A 23,983-nucleotide genomic window follows, 5' to 3' on the forward strand; every position below is an offset into this window, starting at 1 on the left:
CCCCATTATGGACAATGGGGCCGATTTGCGCTGGGGATGAGGCGGTGTACTTGTGGCTGTCGCTACTCCACGATGCCCTCGAAGATCCAGGAGCCGTCGACCCGGTCCACGAACGCCTGGTAGATCCACGCGTTGGCCTCTTCGTCAGGCAGATTATCCGGCTTGGCTTCGATGCGATAGCCACCCATCCCGCCATTTTCGAGGACTTCCGAATAGCAGGAAATTTCAATGCCGCTATGGGCCTCGTCCAAGCGAGCCTGCGCCGTAGCGCAGTCATGTGTTGGGTAGCTTGTCTGCAGGAAAGGGATGACCAGTTGGAATTCGATTATTTCGTCTGTTCCAACCGGGAACCGCACAGCATCACAGCGAGTCGGCGAATCGATCTCAGTGGTGGGATCGAGCAGGCCCATCTCACGCACCCGCACGCTCTCCGTGCCGTAGGTTAACAGGGTCTGGTCTCCCAACAGCCAGTCCGCAACGCTTGGGCGCTCAAAGCAAATGTCGGCCACAAAATGCAGGCGTTCCACGCGGAAGTTGCCGGCAGTGACAGTGATGCCGTTGGCTTCGGCTCGCAGTTCGCCGGGCGGCAGACCAGCCTCGAAGGCCGCCGGGCCACAGGCGGCCAGCAGCAATAATAGGGCTGTCAATGGGAGTTTGGACATCTTCGCCTCCTCTCCAGCAGTTGAGGCTAGATAGTACCCAAGTCAAATGCCCATTTTCATTAAAACCAGAGGGGCCAGGTTTAAACCTGGCCCCACACTGCTTCTCGAATTGGATATACCCTACACATTAAAGCGCACGTTGATGATGTCCCCATCCTGCATCACGTACTCCTTGCCCTCCAGGCGCAGCTTGCCCGCCTCGCGGGCGGCGGCCATGCCGCCCAGCGCCAGCAGGTCGGCGGCGGCGATGATCTCGGCGCGGATGAAGCCGCGGGCGATATCACTGTGTATCGTGCCAGCCGCCTCCAGAGCGCTTTCGCCGCGCCGCAGCATCCAGGCGTGCGCTTCCGGCTCGCCGACCGTGTAGAAGGTCTGCGTGTCCAGCAGGTCGTAGGCGGCGCGGATCACGCGCTGCGCCCCGCTCTCGCTAAGGCCGTACTCGGCCAAAAAGGTGGCGGCGTCTTCGGCGGGCAGCTGGGTCAGTTCCATCTCCAGCTTGCCTTGCAGGGCCAGCACCGGCACACCGGCTTCTGGCAGCGCTGGAGCGCTCTGGCCCTCGCCCAGGTTCAGCACCACCAGCAACGGCTTGAGGGTCAGCAGGCCGGCGCCGCCCACCTGGGCGATCTCCTCGGCGCTCAGCCCCAGAGCGCGCAGCGGCTGGTTGGCGGCCAGCGCTTCCTGCAGGCGGCCGTACAGGGCCTGCTCGCGCTCGATCGCCGCCATATCGCGGCCGCCCTTGCCGCGCTCCTCACTCAGTTTGCCCAGGCGGCGCTCGACGATCACCAGATCGTTGAGCAGCAGCTCATCCTGGGTGTAGGCGAAATCACGGGCAGCATCCACGGTCTCGTGGGGGTGCGCCACGCTGTCGTTCTCGAAGGCGCGCAGCACCAGCAGCAAGCCGTCCATGCCCGTCAGGGCATTAAGCAGCTGCGGCGATAGGTCTTTGCCGGCTTCGCCGGAGCCCATGCCGGCCACATCCGCAAAAGAGATCTGGGCGTGCACGATCTTCTTGGAAGAGAACAGATCAGCCAGCTGCTGCAGGCGCTCGTCCGGCACGTCCACCACCGCGGTGGTGGTCTCGATGCGACCGGCGCTCATCGCCAGCGGGCGGTCGCTGCGCGTCAGCGCGTTAAAGATGGTGGTTTTGCCCGCCTGCGGCAGGCCAATAATTCCTAAGCGCATAGATCCTGCGCCTCGAGAGTGGCTAACCCGCCGTGCGGGCGGCCGCTCCAAACTTGAATTTTTGTTTGCAATTTAGTGGGGTGCTTGACCTTGGACATTCGAATGATTATACTTTCGCTCTGCCTTGCCGAAGTGGCGGAACTGGCAGACGCGCACGACTCAAACTCGTGTTCCTCCGGGAGTGTGGGTTCGACTCCCACCTTCGGCACTCAAGACCGCTCGCAGCGAGCGGTTTTTTGTTTAACCTATTCTTAGATTAGAGAAAGCCCTTTACCTTGACACGCAATTCGCAATCGGTATAATCACCTTGACGAGCGTCTGGGTGCCCCCCTCACCTAGGCGCTTGTCGCTTTAATCGCCTCATGCAAAACAAAAAACGGGCGCCTCTCGGCGCCCGTTTTGCATTTCTGTGTCGGTCTACTTTTTGTTTAGGTTGGACATCAGCATCTTGAGCGCCGCATTGGCGATCAGCTGCCCGGACTGAGAGCGGTGTTCACTCTTGCCCATCTCCGTACCGGAGACCAGCGTCTGGGCCAGTTGGCCAATATCAATCCCCGCGTCCTGTGAAGACTGCAGCAGATCCAGGCCCAGGCTCAACCAGTCGGTGCCGCCGCTTTGTTGGCTGCTGGCCGTGCTCTTCTGGCTGCCAGCCAGGCCAGACACCAGGCTGCCCAGCAGACTGCCAGCCAAATCCTGGCCGGAGCTGGCGCTGCTCTTCTGACCACCGTTGAGGATGGTCATCAATAGGTTAAGCGCCAGGTCAATTGGCAGCCCATCCGCCTTTTCGCCCAAGGCCTGCTTGGCCGCCTGGGCCAAACCGCCAGCCAGCACATTGGCGGAGCCGCTCTGGCTCTTCTGGCGCACCAGGTCAGCCGCATACTCCAGTTGGCTGGGCAGGTCGGCGGTCTTCTTTTCGCGCATGGCCTGCTGCACGACTTCCATGATCTGCACCATGTTGTCGCCGTGGTTGCCATTGTAGCTATCGGCCTTGTTCAGCTGCGAACGATTTTGCTGCAGCGCGTCCGTGGCTGCGCTGAACAGGTCGATGAAATTAACAGTTTGTTGTGCCATTCTTTTCCTCGTACTTTAGATTAGTTCTTTACCAACTTCCAGGCTGCTGGCAACAGCAGGGCGGCCAGTAAGGCCTTGATGGTATCACCTATTAGGAAAGGATACAGGCCGGCCGCCAAAGCTTGCGACCAGCCGCCCATCAGGGTTTGCAGCCAGGCAATGCCAAAGACGTAGATCACCAAGTTGCCCAGCCCCATCGCCGCCAGGGTGGTCCATAAGCTGCGGTCCCACCCGCGTTCGGCGAGCCAGCCCACCAACCAGGCGGCAGGGATGAACCCCAGCAGATAACCGCCCGTGGGGCCGGCCATATAGGCCAGGCCGGCTTGCGCGCCAGTGAAGAAGGGCAGGCCTGCGCCGGCCATGCCCAGGTAGCCTAGCACGGCCACCGGGCCGCGCCGGCTGCCCAGGGCCATGCCCACCAGCAGCACAGCCAGGGTTTGGCCGGTGATCGGCACTGGCTGTAGTGGGATACGCACCTGGGCCAGGGCGGCGATGAACAGCCCGCCCAGCAGGATCAGCAAGCCATCCGCCAGGGCGCCGGGTTTGGCGCCGGAGCGGGTCAGTACTTTTTCAGCCAAGACTTGTTGCATAGCAGTCTCCTCCAAAGAAAAACCACGGTGAAAATAATAACACCGTGGTTCCCTATAAGAGGCGGCAGCCCTGGTCACGAAACAGGTTTTCAGTCAGCCCAGCGCTATGGGCTAGGTTGCGTCCGCGTTTTCGCTCTCGTCCTTCAAGAAGGCCAGCGTGCGCTGCCAGGCCAGCTCGGCGGCTTCGGCGTTATACGCATCTGGGCGGTTGTGCTCGAAGAACCAATGGCCCGTGCCGGGGTAAATGTGCACTTCCAGGTTGGGCGCCTGCATGGCGCGAGCTGCTTCGGTGGACTCGAACGGATCGTTTTCGGCATAGTGGGCCAGGATATGCGCTTTGCTCTTACTCACATCGGCGCCGGCCATGCCGTAGAACAACACCACGCGCTCAAAAGCGTCTGGCATGCCCTCATCCAGCACCAGCGCGTAAGCCGCGCCGAAGGAGAAGCCCACTGACGCCAGCTTCTCGCGGGTCACCGCCGGGTGAGCTGCCAAGTAGGCAGCCGCCGCGGCGGCCAAGGCTGCCATGGCGGGGAAATCCTCTTCGGCGGCGGTCACCAGCTTTTCCGCCTCGGCGACGTCGGCGGTTTGCGCGCCGGCGAAGAAGTCCGGGGCGAAGACCACGAAGCCTTCGGCAGCGAGCTTGTCGGCCAGCTTGGTGAAAAGGTCGGTCAGCCCCCACCAAGCATGCAAAAGCAGCAGCCCCGGGCCGCGGCCCTCAGGCGGCAGGGCCAAATACCCTCGGCCTTGCTCCTCTGCTAACGAATAGGTTTCCATGGGCATCGCATTGCCCTCCTCGGGATTAAGATGCTCCAATATAGAACAAATAATCTATGAAGTCAAGGGGGATAACCCAAACGCCTTTGCGCGCCAGCATTTTCAGCCGGTCGCGCAAAGGCGTTTGTCTCGCTCCTTGGAATGACGAGCTAACTCTTATACGCCCATTCGCCCTGGCGCATCAGCGGCTCGCGGCTGCCGTCCTTGGCGATGCCATCGATATCCATCTTCTCTGAACCGATCATGAAGTCCACATGCACCAGGCTGTCGTTGCCGCCGGCGGCGGCGAACTGCTCATCACTCATCGTCTCGCCGCCGTCCAGCGTGAAGCGGTAGGCGCGGCCGATGGCGATGTGGCTGGCGGCGTTCTCGTCGAACAGCGTGTTGTAGAACAGCACGCCGGACTGGGCGATGGGCGAGCTGTGCGGCACCAGGGCGATCTCGCCTACCCGGCCGGCGCCATCGTCGCTTGCCAGGATGTCGCGCAGCACCTCCTCGCCCTTCTTGGCCTTCACATCGGTCACGCGGCCGTCTTTGAAGGTCAGGCTGAAGTCCTCCACTAAGCGCCCGCCGTAGCTGAGCGGCATACTGGCCGCCAGTTGGCCCTCGGCGCGGTCCTTATGTCCCAGGGTGAAGACCTCCTCAGTGGGCAGGTTGGGCGTAAAGGTGATGCCGCCCAGCGTGTCGGATTGGGCGCTGTTCCACACATGTCCGGCGGGCAGGCCGGCGGTGAAGTCGGTGCCCGGGCCGGTATAGTGCAGGGCGTCGTATTGCTTCTCGTTCAAATAGGTGCTGGCTTCGTTGAGCTGTTGGATGTGTGCCTGCCAGGCAGCCAACGGGTCGGGCTGGTCCAGCCGGCAGAGGGTGAAGATCTGCTCCCAGAGGGCGTCTTCCTGCTGGTCGGCCGGCAGGTCCGGAAAGACCTTGGCCGCCCAGGTCGGGTGCGGCACAGCGGCCAGCAGCCAGGCATAGGCGTTCTTCATCAGCAGTTCCATTTGGGACTGCATGTGCTGCTCCATGGTGCGCTGGGCCTGGGTCACCAGCTTAGGGTCCTGACCACTGAGTAGGTCGGGGTCTTCCCCATAAAACGAAACGATCGCCGCGCCGCTGTTGGCGTAATCAAACAAGGCTTGGGTGCGCCAGCTGGGGAATTCGCCAAAGGCGTCGCGGGGAGCGTTTTGGAAGCGCATCAGCTGCGTCTGGTCATCGTCCCACATCACGTCCACCAGCGGCGAGCCCATCTGGTAGGCCTGGGCGGCGATGCGGCGCACCAGCGGGGCAGAGCGCAGCGGCGCGCCGCGGAACAGGTTTTTGCCGCTGATCACCAGCTTCTGGCCGGGCTGCAGGTTCAAACCCACTTTGAGGATAAGTTCGGCGTACAGGTCAAGCTTTTTGTCGAAATCAGGGATCATTAGGTCACCTTGGGGGAAAAGAAGGTTGTCGAGTGCGCACAGTATACTAGCTGGTGATGAGCGTTCCCGGCACCCCTTCCTTCTATATAGGCGACCTGCCCATCCATGGCGAGGCGATCCTTTCGCCCATGGACGGCTTCTCCGACCTGCCATTTCGCGCCATGGCCCGCCGCTTGGGCTCGGCGATGAGCTATTCGGAGTTCATCAACGCCATCGATGTCATGCAGGGCCATCCCTCCGTGCAGCAGAAGATCGCCTACACCGCCGCTGAGCGTCCGATGGTCTTCCAGCTTTTCGACGACGACCCGGCCCGCCTGCTGGAAGCGGCCCTGCGCCTGCGCCAATACGACCCGGACATTATTGACGTCAACATGGGCTGCTCGGCCAAGACCGTCGCCGGCCGCGGCGCCGGCGCCGGACTGCTGCGCCAGCCGGCCAAGGTCGCCCAGATCTTCAGCGCCCTCAGCCGAGCGTTGGATATCCCGGTCACCGGCAAGATGCGCCTGGGCTGGGACGATGACAGCCTCAACTACTTGGAGATCGCCCGCATCGTGCAGGACAACGGCGGCCAGCTGCTGGCCGTGCACGGCCGCACCAAAAAGCAGGCCTACGGCGGCGAGGCCAATTGGGAAGCCATCGCCGAGGTCAAGACCGCGCTGCGCATCCCGGTCATCGGCAACGGCGATGTGTGCACAGTGGCCGACATCGCCCGCATGCGCCGCTTCACCGGCTGCGATGCGGTCATGATCGGCCGCGGCGCCATCGGCAATCCCTGGATCTTCGCCGGGCTGGACCGCCAGCAAGTGTCGCCGCAGCAGGTGCGCGCCACCATGCTGGCCCACCTGGAGAGCATGCTGGACTTTTACGGCGCGGAGCGCGGCCTGGTGCTCTTCCGCAAACACGCCAGCCGCTACATCAGCCCTTTCCGGCTCAGCACAGAACAGCGCCAACTGCTGCTCACCAGCCAAACCGCAGACGATTTCACCCGGCTGGTGGACGAGTTCGCCGGCGAGCCTGTGTTGGCGTAGCAAGTGCGACGGGTAGCCAACCTACAAAACCTACATTGATGCTGGCTTGGTCTCCTTGATAGAATTTCAGGGTTTGGTACCCACTTAAATGGATTCCCTTTTAACCCACCCCAAAGGCGGCCCGGCAGACTGGCTGACCCTTAGCGAAGTCGCCGACTGGCTGGGCGTACACCCCAGTACCATCCGCAATTGGGCCGACCGCGGCCACCTGCCCAGCCACCGCACCCAGGGCGGCCACCGCCGTTTCCGCCGCCAGGAGCTGGACCTGTGGGCCAAGTCGCAGCGCGCCAACGCCTCCAAGGCCGAAGCCGCCCAGCTGGTGCAGAGCGCCCTGGGCTACACGCGTGTGCAGATCAGCGAAGGCGCCCTGGCCCAGCAGGATTGGTACCAAAAACTGGACGAGGCGGCCCGCGGGGAATACGCCCGCAGCGGCCGCAAGCTGATGCAGGGCCTCAACACCTTCCTGGCCTCAGACGACGAAGTCGGCCAGGCCGAAGCGCGCGCCATGGGCTACGACTACGCCACCTTGGGCCGTCGCCACGGTCTGGACTCAGTGCAGGCCACCCGCGCTTTCCTCTTCTTCCGCAATGCGCTGCAAGAGGCGTTGCTGGGTTCCTACGAGGAAGCCGCCATCCGCTCGGCAGAAGCCTGGGCCGACATGGCCCGCCGCATGGACGCCTTCACCAACCAAGTGCTGCTGTCTCTGCTGGAGACTTACCAAGCCTTTTCCTCTGCCCGTAAATAACCTTTGCCTCTTATAATTAAGGTCACGCTCTTTTTTTGATTCTTGATTGGAGGCATATTCATGCAACTTCGTAACCTGTTTATTGGCCTGGGCAAAGCCGTCTTCTTCTGGGGCTTTGTCCAAATCGCCCTGATCGGCGCGGCTTACTTTAATGTGTTGCCCAGCAGTTACCATGCCATGGGAGGCAACCTGATGCTCTTGGCGCTGCTGCTGATGCTGATCCTGTCGATCGTCGGCAAAATGGGGGGCCGTATCATCGGTCTCAGCCTGCTGGCCTTTGCCATGCTGGCCGCCCAGAGCTTCCTGCTGCGCGGCCCAGGCATGCCGGACATTGTCAAAGCCCTGCACCCCATCTTCGGCATCGGCGTTATGTTCCTGGGCCAGTCGCTGGCCAAGCGGGCTTCGCAGTTGCCCAAGTAGTTTTTTTGATAAATAAACAAAAGCCCCGCCAGTGGCGGGGCTTTTGTTTATTTCATGTACTTGGGTTCGCGCTTCTCCAAGAAGGCGGCCAGGCCTTCCTGGTGGTCGGCGCCCTGCGCGGCGATCTCCTGAGTGTGCGCCTCGTAATCCAACACTTCTTCCAGATTGGCCAGATTGGCCTTGTTGAAGTCGCGCTTGGCGTAACCCATCGCCCCCACCGGGCCTTGCGCCAGGCGAGCGGCCCAGTCCCAGGCGGTCTGCTCCAGCTCTTCTTCCGCCACCACGGCGTTCAATAGGCCCCAAGCCAGCGCCTGTTCGGCGTTGATCGGCTCATTAAAGAAGGTCGCCTGCGCCGCCCGCCCCAACCCGATGATGCTGGGCAGCATCAGCGAGACGGCCGAATCCGGCGCCAGACCGATGCCGCCAAAGCCGACCACGAACTTGGCGGCCGGCGTGCCGATGCGCAGGTCGCAGGCCAGGGCAATGCCCAGCGAAGCGCCGGCTGTCGGCCCTTGGATGGCCGCCAGGATCGGTTTCTCCAGCTGGCGCATTTGCAGCACCAGCGGGTTGTAGTTCTTCTGCAAGTGCTGGCGGAAGGAAAGGTGCTCGCCCTCACCAAACTCAGTCACATCCTGGCCGGCGCTGAACAGCTTGCCATTGGCCTTGAATAGCACGCTGCGCACCGCCGCATCTTTGGCGGCGTCCTTCAGGAAGCCCTGCAGCCTGGCCACCATGGGCGAGTCAAAGGCATTGGCTTTGGGCCGGTTCAGCGTCAGGGTCAACACACCGTCTTTGACATCGCGCAAAATTGTCTCTTCGCTCATGGCTGCTCCATTTGTACAGGGGATCGGGTTGCAAGTATTCTAACGGCATCCAGCAGGGCAACAAAAAAGCGCAATGCGAACTGCATTGCGCTTTTGTCTTCACGGTAGGGTTCTAGACCAGCGGGTCCATCTCGTCGAGGTCGCTTTCGTCCATATCATCGTCCTCGTAGCCGATGGCCAGTTCGATCTCTTCGTCGGGCAGGCGCACCCACAGCATCAGCATTTCGCCCTCGGCCGTCTCTGCCGCCCGGGCGGCCACGATGGGCGCTTCTTTGGTCAGGCCGTCTTCATCGCGATATTCGAGCTGAATGCTGTCCTGTTTGTTCCAGGCCCGGTGGCAGCGCTCCACCAGCTCGCGGCCGTTGAAGGTGCGCAAATGGGTCAGGGCCACCCCGTACAGCGTCGGGCCTTCCAGCACTCCGGTAGACCAGCCTTCATCCACAATTTCAAATGTGGGTGAAGGACCTTCAATAATGGTGATTTTCTCTTGCATCAGATAGTCAGACTGCCTTACAGTGGCGAATATTACCATACGCGGGGTGGCGCTGGTGTCAAGCGCGGGCCTCAATTTTTGCCAAGGTTATAATCGTGAACTCCATGTACAAATTGGTCATTCTGATCGAACCGCAAGACCACCCGGCTGAATTCGACAGCCAGTGGCCGCTGTTCCTGGCGGCGGCCGAGCGCATGCCCGGCCTGCGCCGTGAGGTCACCAGCCGCGTCGACCGCGCCCTGCACGGCGCTTTCCAGGCTCACCTGATCCACGAACTTCATTTCGACTCGCTGACCGCCGCCGGCCAGGCAATGGGCTCCCCTGAGGGGGAACACGCTGGCCAGGTCCTACAGCAGATCAGCGGCGGCAAGGTCACCCTGCTGCTGGCTGACCACTTGGAAGATGAAGTGGCTGCTTTCCTGGGAGATGCGCCCGCCGCACCTCCCACTGACCGGGCATGAAGCGGCGCAAAGCCTGGCGTATGCCGACCCTATTGGTCATTCTTGCGCTGCTTGTCCTGGTTGGTGCGGCCGGCCTTTACATCTATCGCAATTACTTCCGCCCCATCGGCCGTTGGGCGTATTTCTCGGAGATTCACACCAGCCCCCAGATCTTTGAGCGCTATGCCTTGCAGCCCGGCTTGCGCTGTGGGGATGCGCCTTTTGCCTTCCCCACCACGGGCGTCATCCTCGGTCTGTGGGATGAGTCTTATCGCATCGGCCATCGCCATTCGGGCGTGGACATTTTTTCCGGCACTCAGCCGGGAGTCACGCCTATCTACGCCGCCTACCCAGGCTACCTGACCCGTCAGCCGGATTGGAAATCCACCGTCATCATCCGCATCCCCAGCGACCCACTGCAGCCCGGCCGGCAGATCTGGACCTACTACACCCATCTGGCGGACCAGCAGGGCCAGAGCTTTATCTCAGAGGCTTTCCCGCCGGACAGCCATGAGGTTTATGTAGAGGCCGGCACCTTCCTGGGCTACATGGGCAATTATTCCGGCGACCCGGCCGCCCCCACCGGCCTGCATCTGCATTTTTCGGTCGTCAAAGATGAAGAGGACGAGTTCCTCAATGAACTGGATATTCGCAACACCTATGACCCCAGTCCGTATTTTGGCCTGGTCCTGAACCATCGCCAGAACGCCGAGGAGATTCCGGTATGCGCCGGCGAGGCGACTTTTGAACCCTGGGAGCTGCACCATGACGGACCCTAAACGCGTGGCGCTGATCGTGGGCGCCAGTTCGCCCGCCGGTGAGGCCGTGGCCCGCGGCCTGGCCGCCGCCGGGCTGCGCCTGGCGCTCAACGACCTGATGCCCGGCCGCATCGAAAGCCTGGCTAAGGAGCTGAACGCCGGCGGCGCGCAAGCCATCGCCCACGCCGCCGATGTCTCACGCAAGCTGGCCCTGCAGACCATGCTGCAGGCCGTGCTGGAGCCCTGGGAGCGCATTGACCTGTTGGTCTTCCTGCCTGTCGCCCAGCCGGCCGGGAATCTGCTGGACCTGGATGAGTGGGACTGGCACCGCACTCTGGACCTCAACCTAAGCGCCGCCTTCCTGTGTATGCAGTCAGTCGGGCGCGTGATGCGCGAGCTGGGCGGCGGACGCATGGTGTTAGCGCAAAGCCTGCAGCCTGGGGCGCCGCCCGCCTGGCAGGCCGCCAGCGGCGGGCTGGGGGCCCTGGCCGCCGCGGCTGGCGTAGAATTGGGGACGCACCGTATTGCAGTGCACAGCTGCCCGGCTGAGCCAGACCAGATCTTGGCGCTGTGCCTGGCCGAGACGAAACAACCCTAGGAGGACGCCGTGTCCCAAACAGCCAGCCTTATCCTGACCGAAGTGCGCGACCGGGTGGTCTTGCTGCGCCTCAACCGCCCCGAAGCGATGAACGCGCTGAACAGCCCCCTGATGATCGAGTTAATGGACCAGCTGGAGAAATATGACGCCGACGATAGCGTAGGCGCCTTCGTGCTGACTGGCGACGCCCGCGCCTTCGCCGCGGGAGCAGATATCAAAGAAATGGCCGAGTCCTCCTCGGTAGAGCTATTGCTGCGCGGCCACATTTCGCCCTTTGACCGCATCAAGAAGATCTCCAAACCGGTCATTGCCGCCGTATCCGGCTGGTGCCTGGGCGGCGGCAATGAGCTGGCCATGTCCTGCGACATGATCGTCGCCGGGGAAACGGCGCGCTTCGGCCAGCCGGAAATCAACCTGGGCGTCATCCCCGGGGCCGGTGGCACCCAGCGCCTGACGCGCGCCGTGGGCAAGGCTATCGCCATGGAGATGGTGCTGAACAACCGCACTTTAACCGCTGCCGAGGCGCTGGGCTACGGTCTGGTCAACCGCGTAGTACCCGCCGAGCGCTGCCTGGACGAGGCGCTGGAGCTGGCCGCCCAGATCGCCGCCCGCGCCCCTCTGGCGGTACGCATGGGCAAAGAAGCCGTCAACCGCGCCGAGGAAACCCACCTGGCCGATGGCATCGCCGAAGAGCGCCAAGCCTTCTATTTCCTCTTCGCCTCAGAGGACCAGAAGGAAGGCATGCGCGCCTTCGCCGAGAAGCGCAAGCCCAACTGGAAGGGGCGATAATCGTGTAGACTTAGCTCGGCACAGCCGAGCAGAAACTCTTAAACGCTCCGTTTTGTGGAGCGCAGGCCCCGGTAGCTCAATTGGATAGAGCAAGGCACTCCTAAGGCCGAGGTTGTGGGTTCGACTCCCACCTGGGGCACAAAAAATCGCCGACTTGAAAGCGAATCTGCCATGACCACCTTGAAACGTAGCAATGTGCCAGTTGAAGCCACCTGGAACCGCGAAGCCACCTTCGACTCTTGGGCGGAGTGGGACACTCAGTTCGAGCACACTAAGCAGGCCATTCCTGAACTCAAGTCCTTCAACGGCACCTTGACCGGCAGCCCGGCCGTATTGGCCGACTGGTTCGACGCCTACGAGACCGTGGCGGTCAGTCTAGGCGAACTCTCCGGCTTCGTGGGCTGGGCGGCCACAGTGGACACCAGCGATGAACAGGCCGGCCGCCGCATGGGGCTGATCGGCAGCCTCGAAGCGGAATTCCTGGCGGCCACCGCCTTCGCCGAACCGCAGTTGATCGCCAAGGGCGAGGAACTGCTGTCCTGGGCAGAGGAGGAACCGCGGCTCAGGATCTTTCGGCACTACTTTGATAACCTGCTGCGCCTGCAAAAGAACACTCGCTCCGAGGAGGTCGAAGAAGTGCTGGGCATGGCAGAAGATGCCTTCGATATGACCTATCGCGCCTTCAGCGAACTGACTAATGCCGACCTAAAGTTCCAGGATGCGGTCGATTCGGCTGGTGGGGTGCATCCGGTCTATCAGTCCACCCTGAACGGCTCCTTGCAGTCCACAGATCGCCAACGCCGGCGCAGCGCCTGGCAGCACTATTTTGATGGGTACCTGGGTATGCAGAAAACCCTGGGGGCGCTCTATCTGGGCAGCGTTAAGCAGATGGAATTTCAGCGCAAGGTACGCGGCTTTGACAGCGTGCTGGAAATGCGCCTGGCGCCTAATAACCTGCCCACCCAGGTCTTTCACAACCTGATCGAGGTCTTCCGCGATAACCTGCCCGTCTGGCACCGCTACTGGGCCGTGAAAGCCAAGCTGCTGGGCTTGGAAAAGATGGCGCCATACGACGTATGGGCGCCAATCCTGGCTGACCCGCCGCAAGTGCCCTATCACCAGGCCGTCGAATGGATCTGTGCCTCACTGCAGCCACTGGGCAAGGAGTACGTAGAAATCATGCGCGCCGGCAGCCTGGAGGAGCGCTGGGTGGACTGGGCGCCGAACATCGAGAAACGCCAGGGCGCCGCATCCTCCCGCATGGTCGGGCGCAAGCCGCCTTATATTTTCATGAGCTACAGCGACTCAGTCTTCAGCCTCAGCACCCTGGCGCACGAACTGGGCCACTCGATGCACAGTCACGCTTTTGCCCTGCACCAACCCATCGTCTACAACGACTACGGCGCCATCTCCTCCACCGTCACGGAGACGGCCTCAAACTTTCATCAGGCCATGACCCGCGCCTACCTGCGCAAGGAGAAGGCCGGCGACGCCAACTTCCAGCTGGCCATGATCGATGAGGCCATGTCCAACTTCCATCGCTATTTCTTCATCATGCCCACTCTGGCGCGTTTTGAGCTGGAGGTCTATGAACGGGCGAAAGCCGGCAAGCCGCTCAGCGCGGAGATATTCAACGGGATCCTTGGTGAACTCTACGCCGAGGGCTACGGAGAGACGATGGACGACGATACGCAGCGCACCTCGGTGACTTGGGCGCAGTTCCTGCACTTGTACATCCCGTTCTATAGCTTCCAATACGCCGTGGGCATCAGCGCCGCCCACGCTGCAGCAGAGAAGGTGCTCAGCGGCGACCCACAAGCCGCGGCGGGCTACCACCGCTTCCTGCAGGCCGGCGGCTCGCGCTACGCCATGGACCTCTTCGCCCTGGCCGGCGTGGATATGAGCAACAAGGCGCCCATCGAGGCCGCCTTCCGCGAACTGGAAACCAACGTAGCCCAGTTGGAACAGCTGGCCGGCTAAGCGTATAATCCGGCGATGCTCGCCGTCGAACAGATCAACACCATATCTAAAGCTGAAGTCAAGCGCTTCGTCGAATTCCCGTTCAAACTCTACAAGGATTGCGCGCAGTGGGTGCCGCCCTTGTTGGTGGATGCCTACGCCTTTCTGGACGCCAAGAAACATCCCTTCTACGAGCATTCGGAGGCTGAATTCTTCGTAGCGGTCCAGAATGGCCAGGTGGTGGGGCGCATTGCTGCGCTGGAGAACAAGCCCTACAACCGCTATCACGGCAAGCAACAAGCCCAGTTCTATTTCTTTGACAGCATTGATGACCAGGCGGTGGCAAACGCCTTATTTGAACAGGCCTTTGACTGGGCCCGAGCGCGTGGCCTGACCCAAGTGGTGGGGCCTAAGGGCTTCGGCCCCTTGGATGGCTACGGCATCATGGTGGAAGGCTTTGAACACCGCCAGATGATGAACATGATGAACTACAACTATGCCTACTACCCGCGCCTGGTCGAGGCGCTGGGTTTCCGCAAAGAGGTGGATTTCGTCTCCTGCTACGCCCATCGCGACGTCTTCCGTTTCCCGGAACGCGTCCACAGCATCGCCGAACGGGTGCTGCAGCGCGGCGCCCTGCAGGTCAAACGTTTCGCCAACAAGCGTGAACTGCGCACTTGGGGGCCGCGCATCGGCAAGGCCTACAACCAGGCCTTCGTCAACAACTGGGAGTACTACCCGCTGACCCAGGGCGAGATCGACTTTGTCATCCAAAACATCCTGGTGGTGGCAGACCCCAAGCTGATCAAGGTCATCACCCACGGCGAGGACATCGTCGGTTTTCTGTTCGCCTTCCCCGACGTCTCGGCCGCCCTGCAGCGCTCCCGCGGCAGGCTGCTGCCTTTCGGGCTGTTCGACCTGCTGCTGGAGCTGCGCCGCACCAAGTGGGTTTCGGTCAACGGCATCGGCATCCTGCCGGAGTTCCAGGGCCGCGGCGGCAATGCGTTGATGTATTCAGAGATGGAAAAGACGCTGTGGGATTTTGACTTTCAGGAAGGCGACCTGACCCAGGTAGCCGAGACGGCCTGGGAGATGCGCCGGGATTTGGAAAACCTGGGCGGCAAACCTTACAAGAACCACCGCGTCTACATCCGCGATATTTAGGCCCGCGGGCGCAGCTGCACCATCACGGCGCCTACCGCCGCCACCGCCATACCCAGCATCTGCCAGGTGCTGGGCCGCTCCCCAAGGAAGACCCAAGCCAGAATAGCAATCTGGATCAGCATGGTGTTGTTGATTACGCTGGCTTGCGCTGCCGAAAGGATGCGCTGGCTGTGGTTCCACAGCGTGAAGGCGAAAGCTGTGTTGACCGCCGCCAGCCAAAAGATGATCAGCACATCCTGCCAGCGCAGCGCCGCCCAAGTCTCGGTTAACAGGCCGGTCAGCAGCAGGCACAGCGAGCCCACGCCCATGCTGACCACGGTCACCAGCAGCGGAGAGATGTGCGCTGTGCGGTTAATGCTGCGGGTCAGGATGGCGCCTGCCGTGTTGAACAGCACCGCCAGAACACCTACCAACAAGCCCAGTCCAGCCAGCCCCTCAATGTTGCCAAAATAGACCAGCGCCCCGGCAATGGAGACCAGCACGCCGAGCCATTGCAAGCCGCGCATGCGCTCGCCCAGAAGCCACAGGCCGGCCAGGGCGATGGTCAGGCTGCTCAGGGTCAACATCAGGCTGAGCGTGTTGGCTGGCAGCAGTGAGAGCCCCACGAACTGCAACCCTTGGGTCGCCGTATAGTAGACCAGCCCCAATACGAACAAAAAGAGCAGGTCGCGCCGGGACAAAGCACGCAGTTCGGCCAGGCGGCCGCCGCGCAGCAAAACAGGCAGCAACAAGGCGAAAGCCAGTGTGTAGCGCAGCCCGGCAAAGGTCAGGGGAGGGATGTTGCCCAGGCCGAATTTGATCAGCACCCAGGAGGATGACCATAAGACGGTGACCAGCAAAGCCTGCCACACCGCTCGATTTTCCGAAGAGGAATGTGAAGACATGGTGTTTAGCATAACAGACCTGTGGATAAGAGCGCTTTTATCTGTGGATATCCCTGCAACACACGGGGATATCTTCATTTGTCAAGCTTACGGTCCAAGCAAGTTACTCGCGTGCTTTGGGGACGCGAGAAGCACAATCTCGCTCAATTTGTGGACGACTTCAACAGCATCGCTGTCTTTACGACTTGTACCGGGTTTATCCCTGCCTTACGCGGGAGAGAATTGAAGCCACACCCACATACATGCGGTGGGTGTCTCTAGGAAGAAGCCTTTATGCAGGGTATAACTCTCAAGGCAATCCGGTCATCCCCATATCCACAGGCCCTACTAAGAATACTATTAAGTAAAAACATACTCTAAAATAGACAGATACATAAAAAAAAAAGGAGCAAAGCGATGTCCCTTTCTCTTACCTGGATAGGCCATGCTACCGTAGCCATGAACATAGGCGGCTACACGGTGATGGTGGATCCTTTCTTAGAAGAAAACCCTGCCACAGAGGAAACTGTGGAGAGCGTGCATGCCGACTACATCCTGGTCAGTCATGGGCACAATGATCACATTGCTGACGCGGTGGCCTTGGCCAAGAAGAACAACGCTCCCATCATCACCACCCTGGAAGTGGCCCGCTGGCTTGACGGCCAGGGCGTGCAGACCCACGGCCTAAACCTGGGCGGCCAGCTGGAAATGCCCTTTGGCAAGGTCAAGCTGACCGTGGCGATGCACGGCTCGCAGATGCCGGACGGCAGCTACGGCGGTTGTGCCGTGGGCTTCCTACTCACTTCTCCGCGCGGGCGCAAGATCTACATTGCTTGCGATACCGCCTTGTTTGGCGACATGAGCCTAATCGGCGAAGAAGGCCTGGACCTGGCCGTGCTGCCCATCGGTGACTATTTCACCATGGGGCCGGACGATGCCTTGCGCGCCGTGAAGCTCTTGCAGCCCAAGCAGGTCATGCCCTACCACTACGGCACCTGGGATACCATCCAACAGGACCCCGATGCCTGGGCCAAGCGCGTCTCCAGCGAGACGGAAGCCACCGTGCACGTGCTGACCCCAGGAGACACCCTCAGCCTCGTGGAATAGAGCCGGCCATGTTTGAGAACTTCCGCAATCGCCGCGAAGAAGAAGAGCGCATCCGACAGGAAGGCCGCCTTCCTCCCGGGCAGGCCCTGACCCAAAAGTTCCCCGTGTTGCATTATGGGCCGGTGCCCAGTTTCAACCCGGAGACTTGGGACCTGCGCGTCTTTGGCGAAGTGGAAGAAGAGCGCCGCTGGAATTGGGACGAAGTCCAGAAATTGCCGCGGCGCAGCATCACCATGGACATCCACTGCGTGACGCGCTGGAGCAAGTTCGACACAGTCTGGGAGGGCATCGCCCTCAAAGACTTGGTGGACCAAGGCTTCATCCGCCCCAAGCCAGGCGTCAAACACCTGCTGCAGCATGCCGAATACGGTTTCACCGTGAATGTGCCGCTGGACGTGGCCTATGCGGACAACTTCCTGCTGGCGGATACCTTCGATGGACAGCCGCTCACCCCGGACCACGGCTACCCACTGCGCGCTGTGGTCGGTTACCTGCCCGGCCGTGAAGACCTGGAAACACCGTATTTTTGGAAAGGTGCCAAATGGCTGCGCGGCCTGGAATTCCTTTCCGAGGACAAACTGGGCTTTTGGGAGCAGGCTGGGTATCACAACCAGGCCGATGTGTGGAAAGAGCAGCGCTTCGCCCGCGGCTGGTAGCCTGCCTCCCATGAGACCTCTATTGGGGTTTGTCGCCCTGGCCCTGCTTCTGCCGGCGTGCGCGCCCACACCGCCCGCGGCCCCGGCGCCTAGCCCAACGCCGGTGCGCCCCACGGTGGTGCCCTCACGCACGCCCACCCCCGCTCCGCAGATAGACTACCCCGACAAGCAAGAGTCTCCTGCCTGCCTGACCGCCGGCGGCGAAGTGCATGAGTTCCGCCTGGCTTCCGACCAGCTCTCTGATCCCATGCCGCTGCGCGTCTACACGCCGCCCTGCTATTACGAAGAAACCGGGCGCAGCTATCCGGTGCTCTACCTGATCCACGGCCAAACCTACACTGCCGACCAGTGGGACCGCTTGGGCGCCGACGAAGCTGCCAGCCGGCTGATCGCTGCCGGCGAAGTGGCCGCTTTCCTGATCGTCATGCCGCAGGATTCCCGCCACTTCGCTCCGCCGGCAGATAACGCCTTTGACGATGTCTTCCTCGCCGACCTGATCCCCTGGGTTGAGGCTAACTACCGCGTGGTCCCCGAGCGGGAATTCCGCGCCGTGGGCGGCCTCTCGCGCGGCGCCTCTTGGGCGATCCACTTGGCGCTTAACCACCCCGACCTCTTCGGCGCACTGGGCGGGCACAGCCCGCCGGTCTTCGCCGAAGAGGCCTGGAAGCTGCGCGGCCAGCTGGATGCCCTAGCCGCCGGGGATCCGCCGCGTATTTGGCTGGACATTGGCGAGCGCGACCAGCGGCGCATTCTGCAATCCGCCCAGTGGTTCGAGGGTCTGCTCAACGAACGCGGCATCCCCCATCAATGGAGCTTGTTCACCGGAGATCACAGCGAAGTCTATTGGAGCTCGCACGTGGAGTTGTACCTACGCTGGTACGCCGCCGAGTGGTGAGGGCACCCAAGAGGCCACTGTTATAATTTTCGCAGTATGTCGCTCACCCCGGAAGATGTAGACCATATTGCTCTGCTGGCTCGCTTGCACCTCAGCGATGAGGAAAAAGAGCGTTATCGCCGGCAGCTTTCCGATATTCTCAAACACGTCGATAAGCTCCAGGAGCTGGATACGGCCAACGTGCAGCCGATGAGCAGCGTGGCCGTGCCGCAAAGCCCCCTGCGCCCGGATAAACCCGGCCCCGGCATGCCCCGCGCCGATCTGCTGCGCAATGCCCCGGACACGGCCGAAAATCAATTCCGCGTGCCTCCGGTGTTGGACGGCGGGCCGTGAGCGACCTGCACTCCCTGACGGTTGCACAAATTCTGGAGGGTTTGCAAACCGGCGCATTCAGCAGCCGGGAGCTAACCCAAACCTACCTGGCCCGTATCCAGGCCCACAACCCGCGCCTCAACGCCTACCTGTATGTGGACGCCGAAGGCGCCCTGGCCGCTGCTCAAGCCGCCGATGAGCGCCGTTCCCAGGCAGGCGACCCCGCCCGCCTGCCGCCTCTGTTGGGCCTGCCCATCGCGGTCAAAGATGTGCTGGCGGTGGCTGGTATGCCCGCCACCTGTGGCTCGCGCATTCTGGAGGGTTTTGTGCCCAGCTACAACGCCAGCGCCGTGCAGCGCTTGCTGGATGCCGGTGTGGTCATTTTGGGCAAAACCAATACGGATGAATTCGCCATGGGCTCATCCACCGAAAACTCAGCCTACGGCATTACCCGCAACCCCTGGGACGAACAACGCGTGCCGGGCGGCTCCAGCGGCGGCAGCGCCGCCGCCGTGGCGGCTGGCCTGGCGCCCGTAGCGCTGGGCACGGACACCGGCGGCTCCGTGCGCCAGCCGGCCGCCTTCTGCGGCCTGAGCGGGCTGAAGACCAGCTACGGCCGCGTCTCCCGCTACGGCCTGATCGCCTACGGCTCTTCGCTGGATACCATCGGCGTGCTGGCTCGCAGCGCCCAAGACGCCGCCCTGGTGCTGAACGTGATGGGCGGCTACGACCCGCGCGACGCCACCACGCTGGAGCAGGCCGCGCCGGACATCCACCTGAATGGCAATGCCACGCTCAAAGGCCTGCGCATCGGCGTCCCGCAGGAATACTTTATTGAGGGCTTGCAACCGGAGGTGGAGCAGGCCGTGCGCGCCGCCATCGCCCAGCTGGAAACGCTGGGTGCCGAAGTGCGCCCGGTCAGCCTGCCACACACCGAATACGCTCTGCCGGTCTACTACATCATTGCCCCCGCCGAAGCTTCGGCCAACCTGGCCCGCTTTGACGGCGTGCGCTATGGCCTGCGCGCCGAGCAGGACAATCTCATTGAAATGTTCAAACATTCGCGCGGTCAGGGCTTTGGCCCTGAGGTCAAGCGCCGCATCATGATCGGCACTTACGCCCTCTCGGCGGGCTATTACGATGCCTATTACGGCCAAGCCCAAAAGGTGCGCACCTTGATCCGCGACGATTTTGCGCGTGCCTTTGAGCAGGTCGACCTGATCGCCGCGCCGGCTACGCCGTCCAGCGCGTTCCCCATCGGCGCACATGCCGAAGACCCGATCCAGATGTACTTGGAAGACGTCTTCACCCTGCCGGCCAACCTGGCGGGCGTGCCCGGCCTATGCATCCCGGCCGGCTTTGACAGCCAGGGTCTGCCGCTCGGCCTGCAGCTGCTGGGGCCGCACTTCTCTGAAGAACGCCTGCTGGCTGCCGCGCATGCCTATCAGCAGGTCAGCGATCACCATACCCGGCGGCCGGTCCTGGCATGAAAACGCTGTTCACCGATATTCCCAACGCGGTGCTGGACCGCATGCACACGCTGGAACAGCGCGACGCGCGCGACCGCCAGGACGGCACGCCCCAGCTCAAACGCCTGCGCCAGATCCCCGCCGAGACCGGCATGTTGCTAGCACTCCTGGCCCAGGCCGCCCCGCGCGGCCTGATGGTCGAGGTGGGCGCCAGCGCCGGTTATTCGGCTCTGTGGTTGTCTTTGGCTGCCCAGCGTCGCGCCGGGCGCTTTGTGACCTATGAATTGCTCCCCGAAAAGGTGGAGCTGGCCCGCGAGACCTTTGCCAAGGCAGGCGTGGAAAACTGGGTGGAGCTGGTCCACGGGGACGCCCGTTCGCACCTGCGCCAGCTGGAAGATATTGCCTTCTGTTTCCTCGATTGCGAAAAAGAAATGTACAGCGAAGTCTACGAAAGCGTTGTGCCCCGCCTGGTAGCCGGCGGCTTGTTCGTGGCGGACAATGTGGTCAGCCACCAGGAAGAACTGGTCGCTTTTGTTGAGGCCGCCCGGCGTGATGCCAGTGTGGACGCCGCCGTTTTGCCAGTGGGCAAAGGCTTGTTGGTTTGCACCAAGAGGGAAGACAAATGACCGAAAACCTGAAGATCATCATCCCCATGGCTGGGTTTGGCACGCGTTTGCGCCCGCACACCTGGTCGCGCCCCAAGCCGTTACTGAGCGCGGCGGGCGACACGGTGCTGGGCCATGTGCTTAAGCTGCTGGGCAGCGCCCCGGACGTGAAAGAAGCCGATTTCGTCTTCATCCTGGGTTACCTGGGCGACCAGGTGCAGCGTTATATGCAAAATGAGCACCCCGAGGTAAAAGCCCATTACGTGGAACAGAAAGAGCTGCTCGGCCAGTCGCATGCCCTGGCCCAGGCCCGCGCCCATCTGCACGGCCCCACCATCATCATTTTTGTGGATACCGTGATCGAGACCGACTTTTCCCAGCTGGCCAATGAAGAGGCCGATGCGGTCTTGTGGGTCAAGCCGGTGGAGGACCCGCGCCGCTTTGGTGTCGCCGCCCTGAATGAGGACGGCCTGGTCAGCGGTCTGATCGAAAAACCGGACGACATCAGCAACAACCTGGCCATCGTGGGCATTTACTACTTCAAAAGCGGCGAAGACCTGCTGGCTGCTATTGACGAGCAGATGCAAAAGGGCATCAAGACCAAGAACGAATATTTCCTGGCCGACGCCATCGACATCATGCTCAAAAAAGGGCTGCGCATGCGCACCGAAGTGGTGGATGAGTGGCTGGACGCCGGCCTGCCGGAAACCGTACTGGAGACCAACCGCCGCTTGCTGGACCGAGGCCGCGGCAATTCCGCCGAGAGCGGGCGGGAGGGCGTCACCCTGCATGCTCCGGTCTATATCCACCCCGAGGCCACGGTGGAGAACAGCACCCTCGGCCCCTATGTTTCCGTGGGCCGCGGCAGCCAGGTGCGCAACAGCCGCATTGAAGACGCCATTTTGGAAAGCCATGTCATCGTGGAAGACTGCGACCTGCACGGCTCCTTGCTGGGTGAGCGCAGCCAGGTGCGCGGCGTGAAGGGGCGCGTCAATATTGGCGACGATTCTCAGGTGCACGGGCAGTAGCCGTGTATAGTATTCTGAATTAAATTGACGTTAACTCAACCAGATCGACTTTAAGAAAAAAGAGGAAGATATGTTCCCTGTCCGTTTTCGCCTTTTCAGCCTCGCCCTGGTTCTGGGTCTGGTGCAAATCGCCTGCTCGGGCGGCAGCCCTGCCCCCAGCAATGAGCAGCCCAACACCGTGACGGCCACAGAGGCCGCCGATCTGCCGCGCAGCCGCGGCATTGCCAACCTGGCCGTGCCCTTTGAAGGCGTGGTCCAAATTTGGGCCGGGTATTACGACCAGGCCGGGGAATTCCAGATCGGCTGGACCGGCTCTGGCACCATCATCACCCCTGACGGTCTGATCCTGACCAATGCGCATGTGGTCCTGCCCGATCGCTACTTTGCTGTGGACGAGCTGATTGTGGCTCTCACCGTCAACCAGGACCAGGAGCCGCAGCCAGCCTTCTTCGCTGAAGTGCTGCAGGCTGACGAAGCGCTGGACCTGGCGGTGATCCGGGTGACCCACGACTATGACGGCGTTGCCGTGGAATACAGCGCGCTGGACCTGCCTTATGTCTCGCTGGGCGATGCGGATTCGCTCAACCTGGGCGACGAGCTCACCATTCTAGGCTATCCCGGCATTGGCGGGGAGACGGTGACCTTGACGCGCGGTGCGGTCAGCGGCTTCACCAGCGAGCAGCCCTATGGGGCGCGGGCCTTCATCAAAACCAATGCGACCATCGCCGGCGGCAACAGTGGCGGCCTGGCCGTGGATACCGAAGGCTACCTGGTGGGTGTGCCCACCCAGCTGGGCTACGGTGGCGATGACCAGTTCGTCGACTGCCGCGTACTGGTGGACACCAATCGCGACGGCGTGGTGGACGATATGGACAACTGCGTGCCCACCGGCGGCTTTATCAACGCCCTGCGCCCGGTGACCCTGGCCCTGCCGCTGATCCAGGCGGCCCAACGCGGCGAGTTCAATATTTCCGGCGGGTCCGCTCAACCGGTCAGCAGCTCCGGGGGCAGCAGCTTTGTCGATGACTTCTCAGACGCCAACAGCGGCTGGGATGTGTATTCTTATGAATCCGGCTCCGCCTACTACTTTGGCGGCGAGTTTTACCTGGAAGATGTTGAAGGCAGCCCGTACTACGTCAGCCTCTTGCACCAGACCCATGCCAACGTGGAGATCAGCGCCGATCTGCGCATTGTCGAGAACGAAGGCGACGAGAACGAATTCAGCCTGAGCTGCCGCTATGTGGACGCCGACAATGGCTATGAGTTCCGCATCTTTGCCGATGGTTGGGTGGGCATTTCCAAGTGGCTGGGAGGCGAATACATTAGCCTTTCTGATCCTGCTCCGGCCGTGGATCCTTTAGAGGGGCGCAGCGCTCGCATCACCGCGGTTTGCGACGGCGAACGCCTGACCTTGCTGGTGGATGGTGAACAGGTCGCCGAAGCCTCGGATGACAGCTTCTCCACCGGCAATATCGGCATCGCGGCCTACGCGGCGGTAGGCGAGCGCTTTGTGGTGGCGGTAGACAACTTCTCCGCCACCTCGCTGAGCGCCAGCCAAGCGGGTGATTGGGAACAGATCTATTTCGACGACTTCTCCAGCACCTCCACTGGTTGGAATGAAAGCAACGACCAGGAGTTCGCCCGCTACTACCTGAATGGCCGTTACTACATGGAGGTCATGCCGACCGAATCGTACTCGCTGAGTGTGCAGTCCGGCTCGATTGAAGATGTGGTCCTCAATGTGGATGTCAACATTGAGCAGCCTTCCCACCAGGGCGATGTTGGCCTGCTCTGCCGCTACATTGACGCGGACAATTACTACGCTTTGGAAGTCTCCGAGGATGGCTATTACAGCATCTGGAAAATGGTTGATGGCGAATTCAACGAGTTGGTTAAGTGGACCACCTCTTCGCTGATCCCCACCGACAGCGAACCGTTTGCACTCAACGCCTCTTGCGAGGGCGCCCAGCTTTCTCTGGGCATCAACGGCGAACTGCTGGCCACCACCACGGATACTGACTTGACCTCCGGCCGGGTGGGCCTGTTTGCTGGCACGCTGGATCACGGCGGCCTGGTGGTCTCCTTCGACAACTTTGAGGTCTTGGCGCCCTAGCATTGCAATGCAGCCAAAACGGG

Annotated in this window: 26 protein-coding genes and 2 tRNA genes; 19 read left to right on the forward strand and 9 right to left on the reverse strand. The window is 61.8% G+C overall.

All coding sequences use genetic code 11. The annotated features are described in order from the left end of the window. Window positions 1-62 precede the first annotated feature (62 nt). Both KF885_03665 and KF885_03670 read right to left on the reverse strand, forming a co-directional pair. Window positions 63-662: a hypothetical protein gene (locus KF885_03665; GenBank protein MBX3048249.1), complete on the reverse strand. Its 600-nt coding sequence runs from the start codon at window positions 660-662 to the stop codon at window positions 63-65. 120 nt (window positions 663-782) lie between these two features. Continuing rightward, window positions 783-1,844, reverse strand: a complete 1,062-nt coding sequence (locus KF885_03670; protein ID MBX3048250.1) for a YchF family ATPase — start codon at window positions 1,842-1,844, stop codon at window positions 783-785. 126 nt (window positions 1,845-1,970) lie between these two features. Between KF885_03670 and KF885_03675 the strand changes: the two genes are divergently transcribed. Next, window positions 1,971-2,052 (forward strand) — tRNA-Leu (locus tag KF885_03675). A gap of 209 nt (window positions 2,053-2,261) precedes the next feature. On the opposite strand, the gene KF885_03680 is transcribed toward KF885_03675, so the two are convergent. The 4 genes from KF885_03680 to KF885_03695 all read right to left on the reverse strand — a co-directional run bounded on the left by KF885_03680 (window position 2,262) and on the right by KF885_03695 (window position 5,694). After that, window positions 2,262-2,915 (reverse strand): hypothetical protein, encoded by a 654-nt coding sequence (locus KF885_03680; GenBank protein MBX3048251.1) that lies wholly within the window; start codon window positions 2,913-2,915, stop codon window positions 2,262-2,264. 20 nt (window positions 2,916-2,935) lie between these two features. Beyond that, entirely contained in the window at window positions 2,936-3,505 is a 570-nt protein-coding gene (locus tag KF885_03685) for a biotin transporter BioY (protein ID MBX3048252.1), read from the reverse strand. Window positions 3,506-3,616: 111 nt separating this feature from the next. After that, window positions 3,617-4,288: a dienelactone hydrolase family protein gene (locus tag KF885_03690; GenBank protein MBX3048253.1), complete on the reverse strand. Its 672-nt coding sequence runs from the start codon at window positions 4,286-4,288 to the stop codon at window positions 3,617-3,619. 143 nt (window positions 4,289-4,431) lie between these two features. Continuing rightward, the gene (locus KF885_03695) at window positions 4,432-5,694 is read right to left on the reverse strand and encodes an aminopeptidase (GenBank protein ID MBX3048254.1); all 1,263 of its coding nucleotides are present in this window, start codon (window positions 5,692-5,694) and stop codon (window positions 4,432-4,434) included. Between the two features lie 56 nt (window positions 5,695-5,750). Between KF885_03695 and dusB the strand changes: the two genes are divergently transcribed. The 3 genes from dusB to KF885_03710 all read left to right on the forward strand — a co-directional run bounded on the left by dusB (window position 5,751) and on the right by KF885_03710 (window position 7,887). Continuing rightward, on the forward strand, window positions 5,751-6,722 hold the full coding sequence (gene dusB / locus KF885_03700; protein MBX3048255.1) for a tRNA dihydrouridine synthase DusB: 972 nt from the start codon (window positions 5,751-5,753) through the stop codon (window positions 6,720-6,722). A gap of 88 nt (window positions 6,723-6,810) precedes the next feature. Next, a complete protein-coding gene (locus tag KF885_03705) occupies window positions 6,811-7,467 on the forward strand; it encodes a helix-turn-helix domain-containing protein (protein MBX3048256.1) in 657 nt (218 codons plus the stop codon). A 60-nt stretch (window positions 7,468-7,527) separates the two neighbouring features. Then, window positions 7,528-7,887 carry a hypothetical protein gene (locus KF885_03710; protein ID MBX3048257.1) on the forward strand — a complete coding sequence of 120 codons (360 nt, stop codon included), beginning with the start codon at window positions 7,528-7,530 and terminating at the stop codon, window positions 7,885-7,887. A 47-nt stretch (window positions 7,888-7,934) separates the two neighbouring features. Here KF885_03710 and KF885_03715 read toward each other — a convergent pair whose 3' ends face one another. Beyond that, window positions 7,935-8,711, reverse strand: coding sequence for an enoyl-CoA hydratase/isomerase family protein (locus tag KF885_03715; GenBank protein MBX3048258.1), 777 nt, complete (start codon window positions 8,709-8,711; stop codon window positions 7,935-7,937). 112 nt (window positions 8,712-8,823) lie between these two features. Further along, complete coding sequence (locus tag KF885_03720) at window positions 8,824-9,204, reverse strand: hypothetical protein (protein ID MBX3048259.1); 381 nt, start codon at window positions 9,202-9,204, stop codon at window positions 8,824-8,826. A gap of 104 nt (window positions 9,205-9,308) precedes the next feature. On the opposite strand from KF885_03720, the gene KF885_03725 reads away from it, so the two are divergent. From KF885_03725 to KF885_03755, 7 genes are all read left to right on the forward strand, one after another. After that, window positions 9,309-9,665, forward strand: a complete 357-nt coding sequence (locus KF885_03725) for an EthD family reductase (GenBank protein MBX3048260.1) — start codon at window positions 9,309-9,311, stop codon at window positions 9,663-9,665. Beyond that, window positions 9,662-10,423, forward strand: coding sequence for a M23 family metallopeptidase (locus tag KF885_03730; GenBank protein MBX3048261.1), 762 nt, complete (start codon window positions 9,662-9,664; stop codon window positions 10,421-10,423). Before KF885_03725 ends, KF885_03730 begins: the two co-directional genes overlap by 4 nt. Further along, the gene (locus KF885_03735; GenBank protein ID MBX3048262.1) at window positions 10,410-11,000 is read left to right on the forward strand and encodes an SDR family NAD(P)-dependent oxidoreductase; all 591 of its coding nucleotides are present in this window, start codon (window positions 10,410-10,412) and stop codon (window positions 10,998-11,000) included. Before KF885_03730 ends, KF885_03735 begins: the two co-directional genes overlap by 14 nt. A gap of 87 nt (window positions 11,001-11,087) precedes the next feature. Then, on the forward strand, window positions 11,088-11,789 hold the full coding sequence (locus tag KF885_03740; GenBank protein ID MBX3048263.1) for an enoyl-CoA hydratase/isomerase family protein: 702 nt from the start codon (window positions 11,088-11,090) through the stop codon (window positions 11,787-11,789). 65 nt (window positions 11,790-11,854) lie between these two features. Further along, a tRNA-Arg gene (locus tag KF885_03745) sits at window positions 11,855-11,928 on the forward strand. A gap of 32 nt (window positions 11,929-11,960) precedes the next feature. Continuing rightward, entirely contained in the window at window positions 11,961-13,769 is a 1,809-nt protein-coding gene (locus KF885_03750; protein ID MBX3048264.1) for an oligoendopeptidase F family protein, read from the forward strand. Window positions 13,770-13,784: 15 nt separating this feature from the next. Then, on the forward strand, window positions 13,785-14,912 hold the full coding sequence (locus KF885_03755) for a hypothetical protein (GenBank protein ID MBX3048265.1): 1,128 nt from the start codon (window positions 13,785-13,787) through the stop codon (window positions 14,910-14,912). On the opposite strand, the gene KF885_03760 is transcribed toward KF885_03755, so the two are convergent. Further along, the gene (locus KF885_03760; GenBank protein ID MBX3048266.1) at window positions 14,909-15,796 is read right to left on the reverse strand and encodes a DMT family transporter; all 888 of its coding nucleotides are present in this window, start codon (window positions 15,794-15,796) and stop codon (window positions 14,909-14,911) included. The two genes, KF885_03755 and KF885_03760, sit on opposite strands and share 4 nt — an antisense overlap. A gap of 396 nt (window positions 15,797-16,192) precedes the next feature. Between KF885_03760 and KF885_03765 the strand changes: the two genes are divergently transcribed. From KF885_03765 to KF885_03800, 8 genes are all read left to right on the forward strand, one after another. Next, complete coding sequence (locus KF885_03765) at window positions 16,193-16,882, forward strand: metal-dependent hydrolase (protein ID MBX3048267.1); 690 nt, start codon at window positions 16,193-16,195, stop codon at window positions 16,880-16,882. 8 nt (window positions 16,883-16,890) lie between these two features. Then, complete coding sequence (locus tag KF885_03770) at window positions 16,891-17,538, forward strand: molybdopterin-dependent oxidoreductase (protein ID MBX3048268.1); 648 nt, start codon at window positions 16,891-16,893, stop codon at window positions 17,536-17,538. 10 nt (window positions 17,539-17,548) lie between these two features. After that, window positions 17,549-18,433: a hypothetical protein gene (locus KF885_03775; protein MBX3048269.1), complete on the forward strand. Its 885-nt coding sequence runs from the start codon at window positions 17,549-17,551 to the stop codon at window positions 18,431-18,433. Between the two features lie 36 nt (window positions 18,434-18,469). After that, complete coding sequence (gatC, locus tag KF885_03780) at window positions 18,470-18,766, forward strand: Asp-tRNA(Asn)/Glu-tRNA(Gln) amidotransferase subunit GatC (protein ID MBX3048270.1); 297 nt, start codon at window positions 18,470-18,472, stop codon at window positions 18,764-18,766. After that, window positions 18,763-20,235, forward strand: coding sequence for an Asp-tRNA(Asn)/Glu-tRNA(Gln) amidotransferase subunit GatA (gene gatA / locus KF885_03785; protein ID MBX3048271.1), 1,473 nt, complete (start codon window positions 18,763-18,765; stop codon window positions 20,233-20,235). The genes gatC and gatA overlap by 4 nt, the downstream gene beginning before the upstream one ends. Further along, window positions 20,232-20,840 (forward strand): class I SAM-dependent methyltransferase, encoded by a 609-nt coding sequence (locus KF885_03790; GenBank protein MBX3048272.1) that lies wholly within the window; start codon window positions 20,232-20,234, stop codon window positions 20,838-20,840. The genes gatA and KF885_03790 overlap by 4 nt, the downstream gene beginning before the upstream one ends. Next, entirely contained in the window at window positions 20,837-21,847 is a 1,011-nt protein-coding gene (locus KF885_03795) for a hypothetical protein (protein MBX3048273.1), read from the forward strand. Before KF885_03790 ends, KF885_03795 begins: the two co-directional genes overlap by 4 nt. Window positions 21,848-21,917: 70 nt before the next feature. Beyond that, complete coding sequence (locus tag KF885_03800) at window positions 21,918-23,960, forward strand: trypsin-like peptidase domain-containing protein (GenBank protein ID MBX3048274.1); 2,043 nt, start codon at window positions 21,918-21,920, stop codon at window positions 23,958-23,960. Window positions 23,961-23,983 lie beyond the last annotated feature (23 nt).

It is taken from the genome of Anaerolineales bacterium, from assembly GCA_019637805.1.
Lineage (GTDB): Bacteria > Chloroflexota > Anaerolineae > Anaerolineales > UBA11579 > JAMCZK01.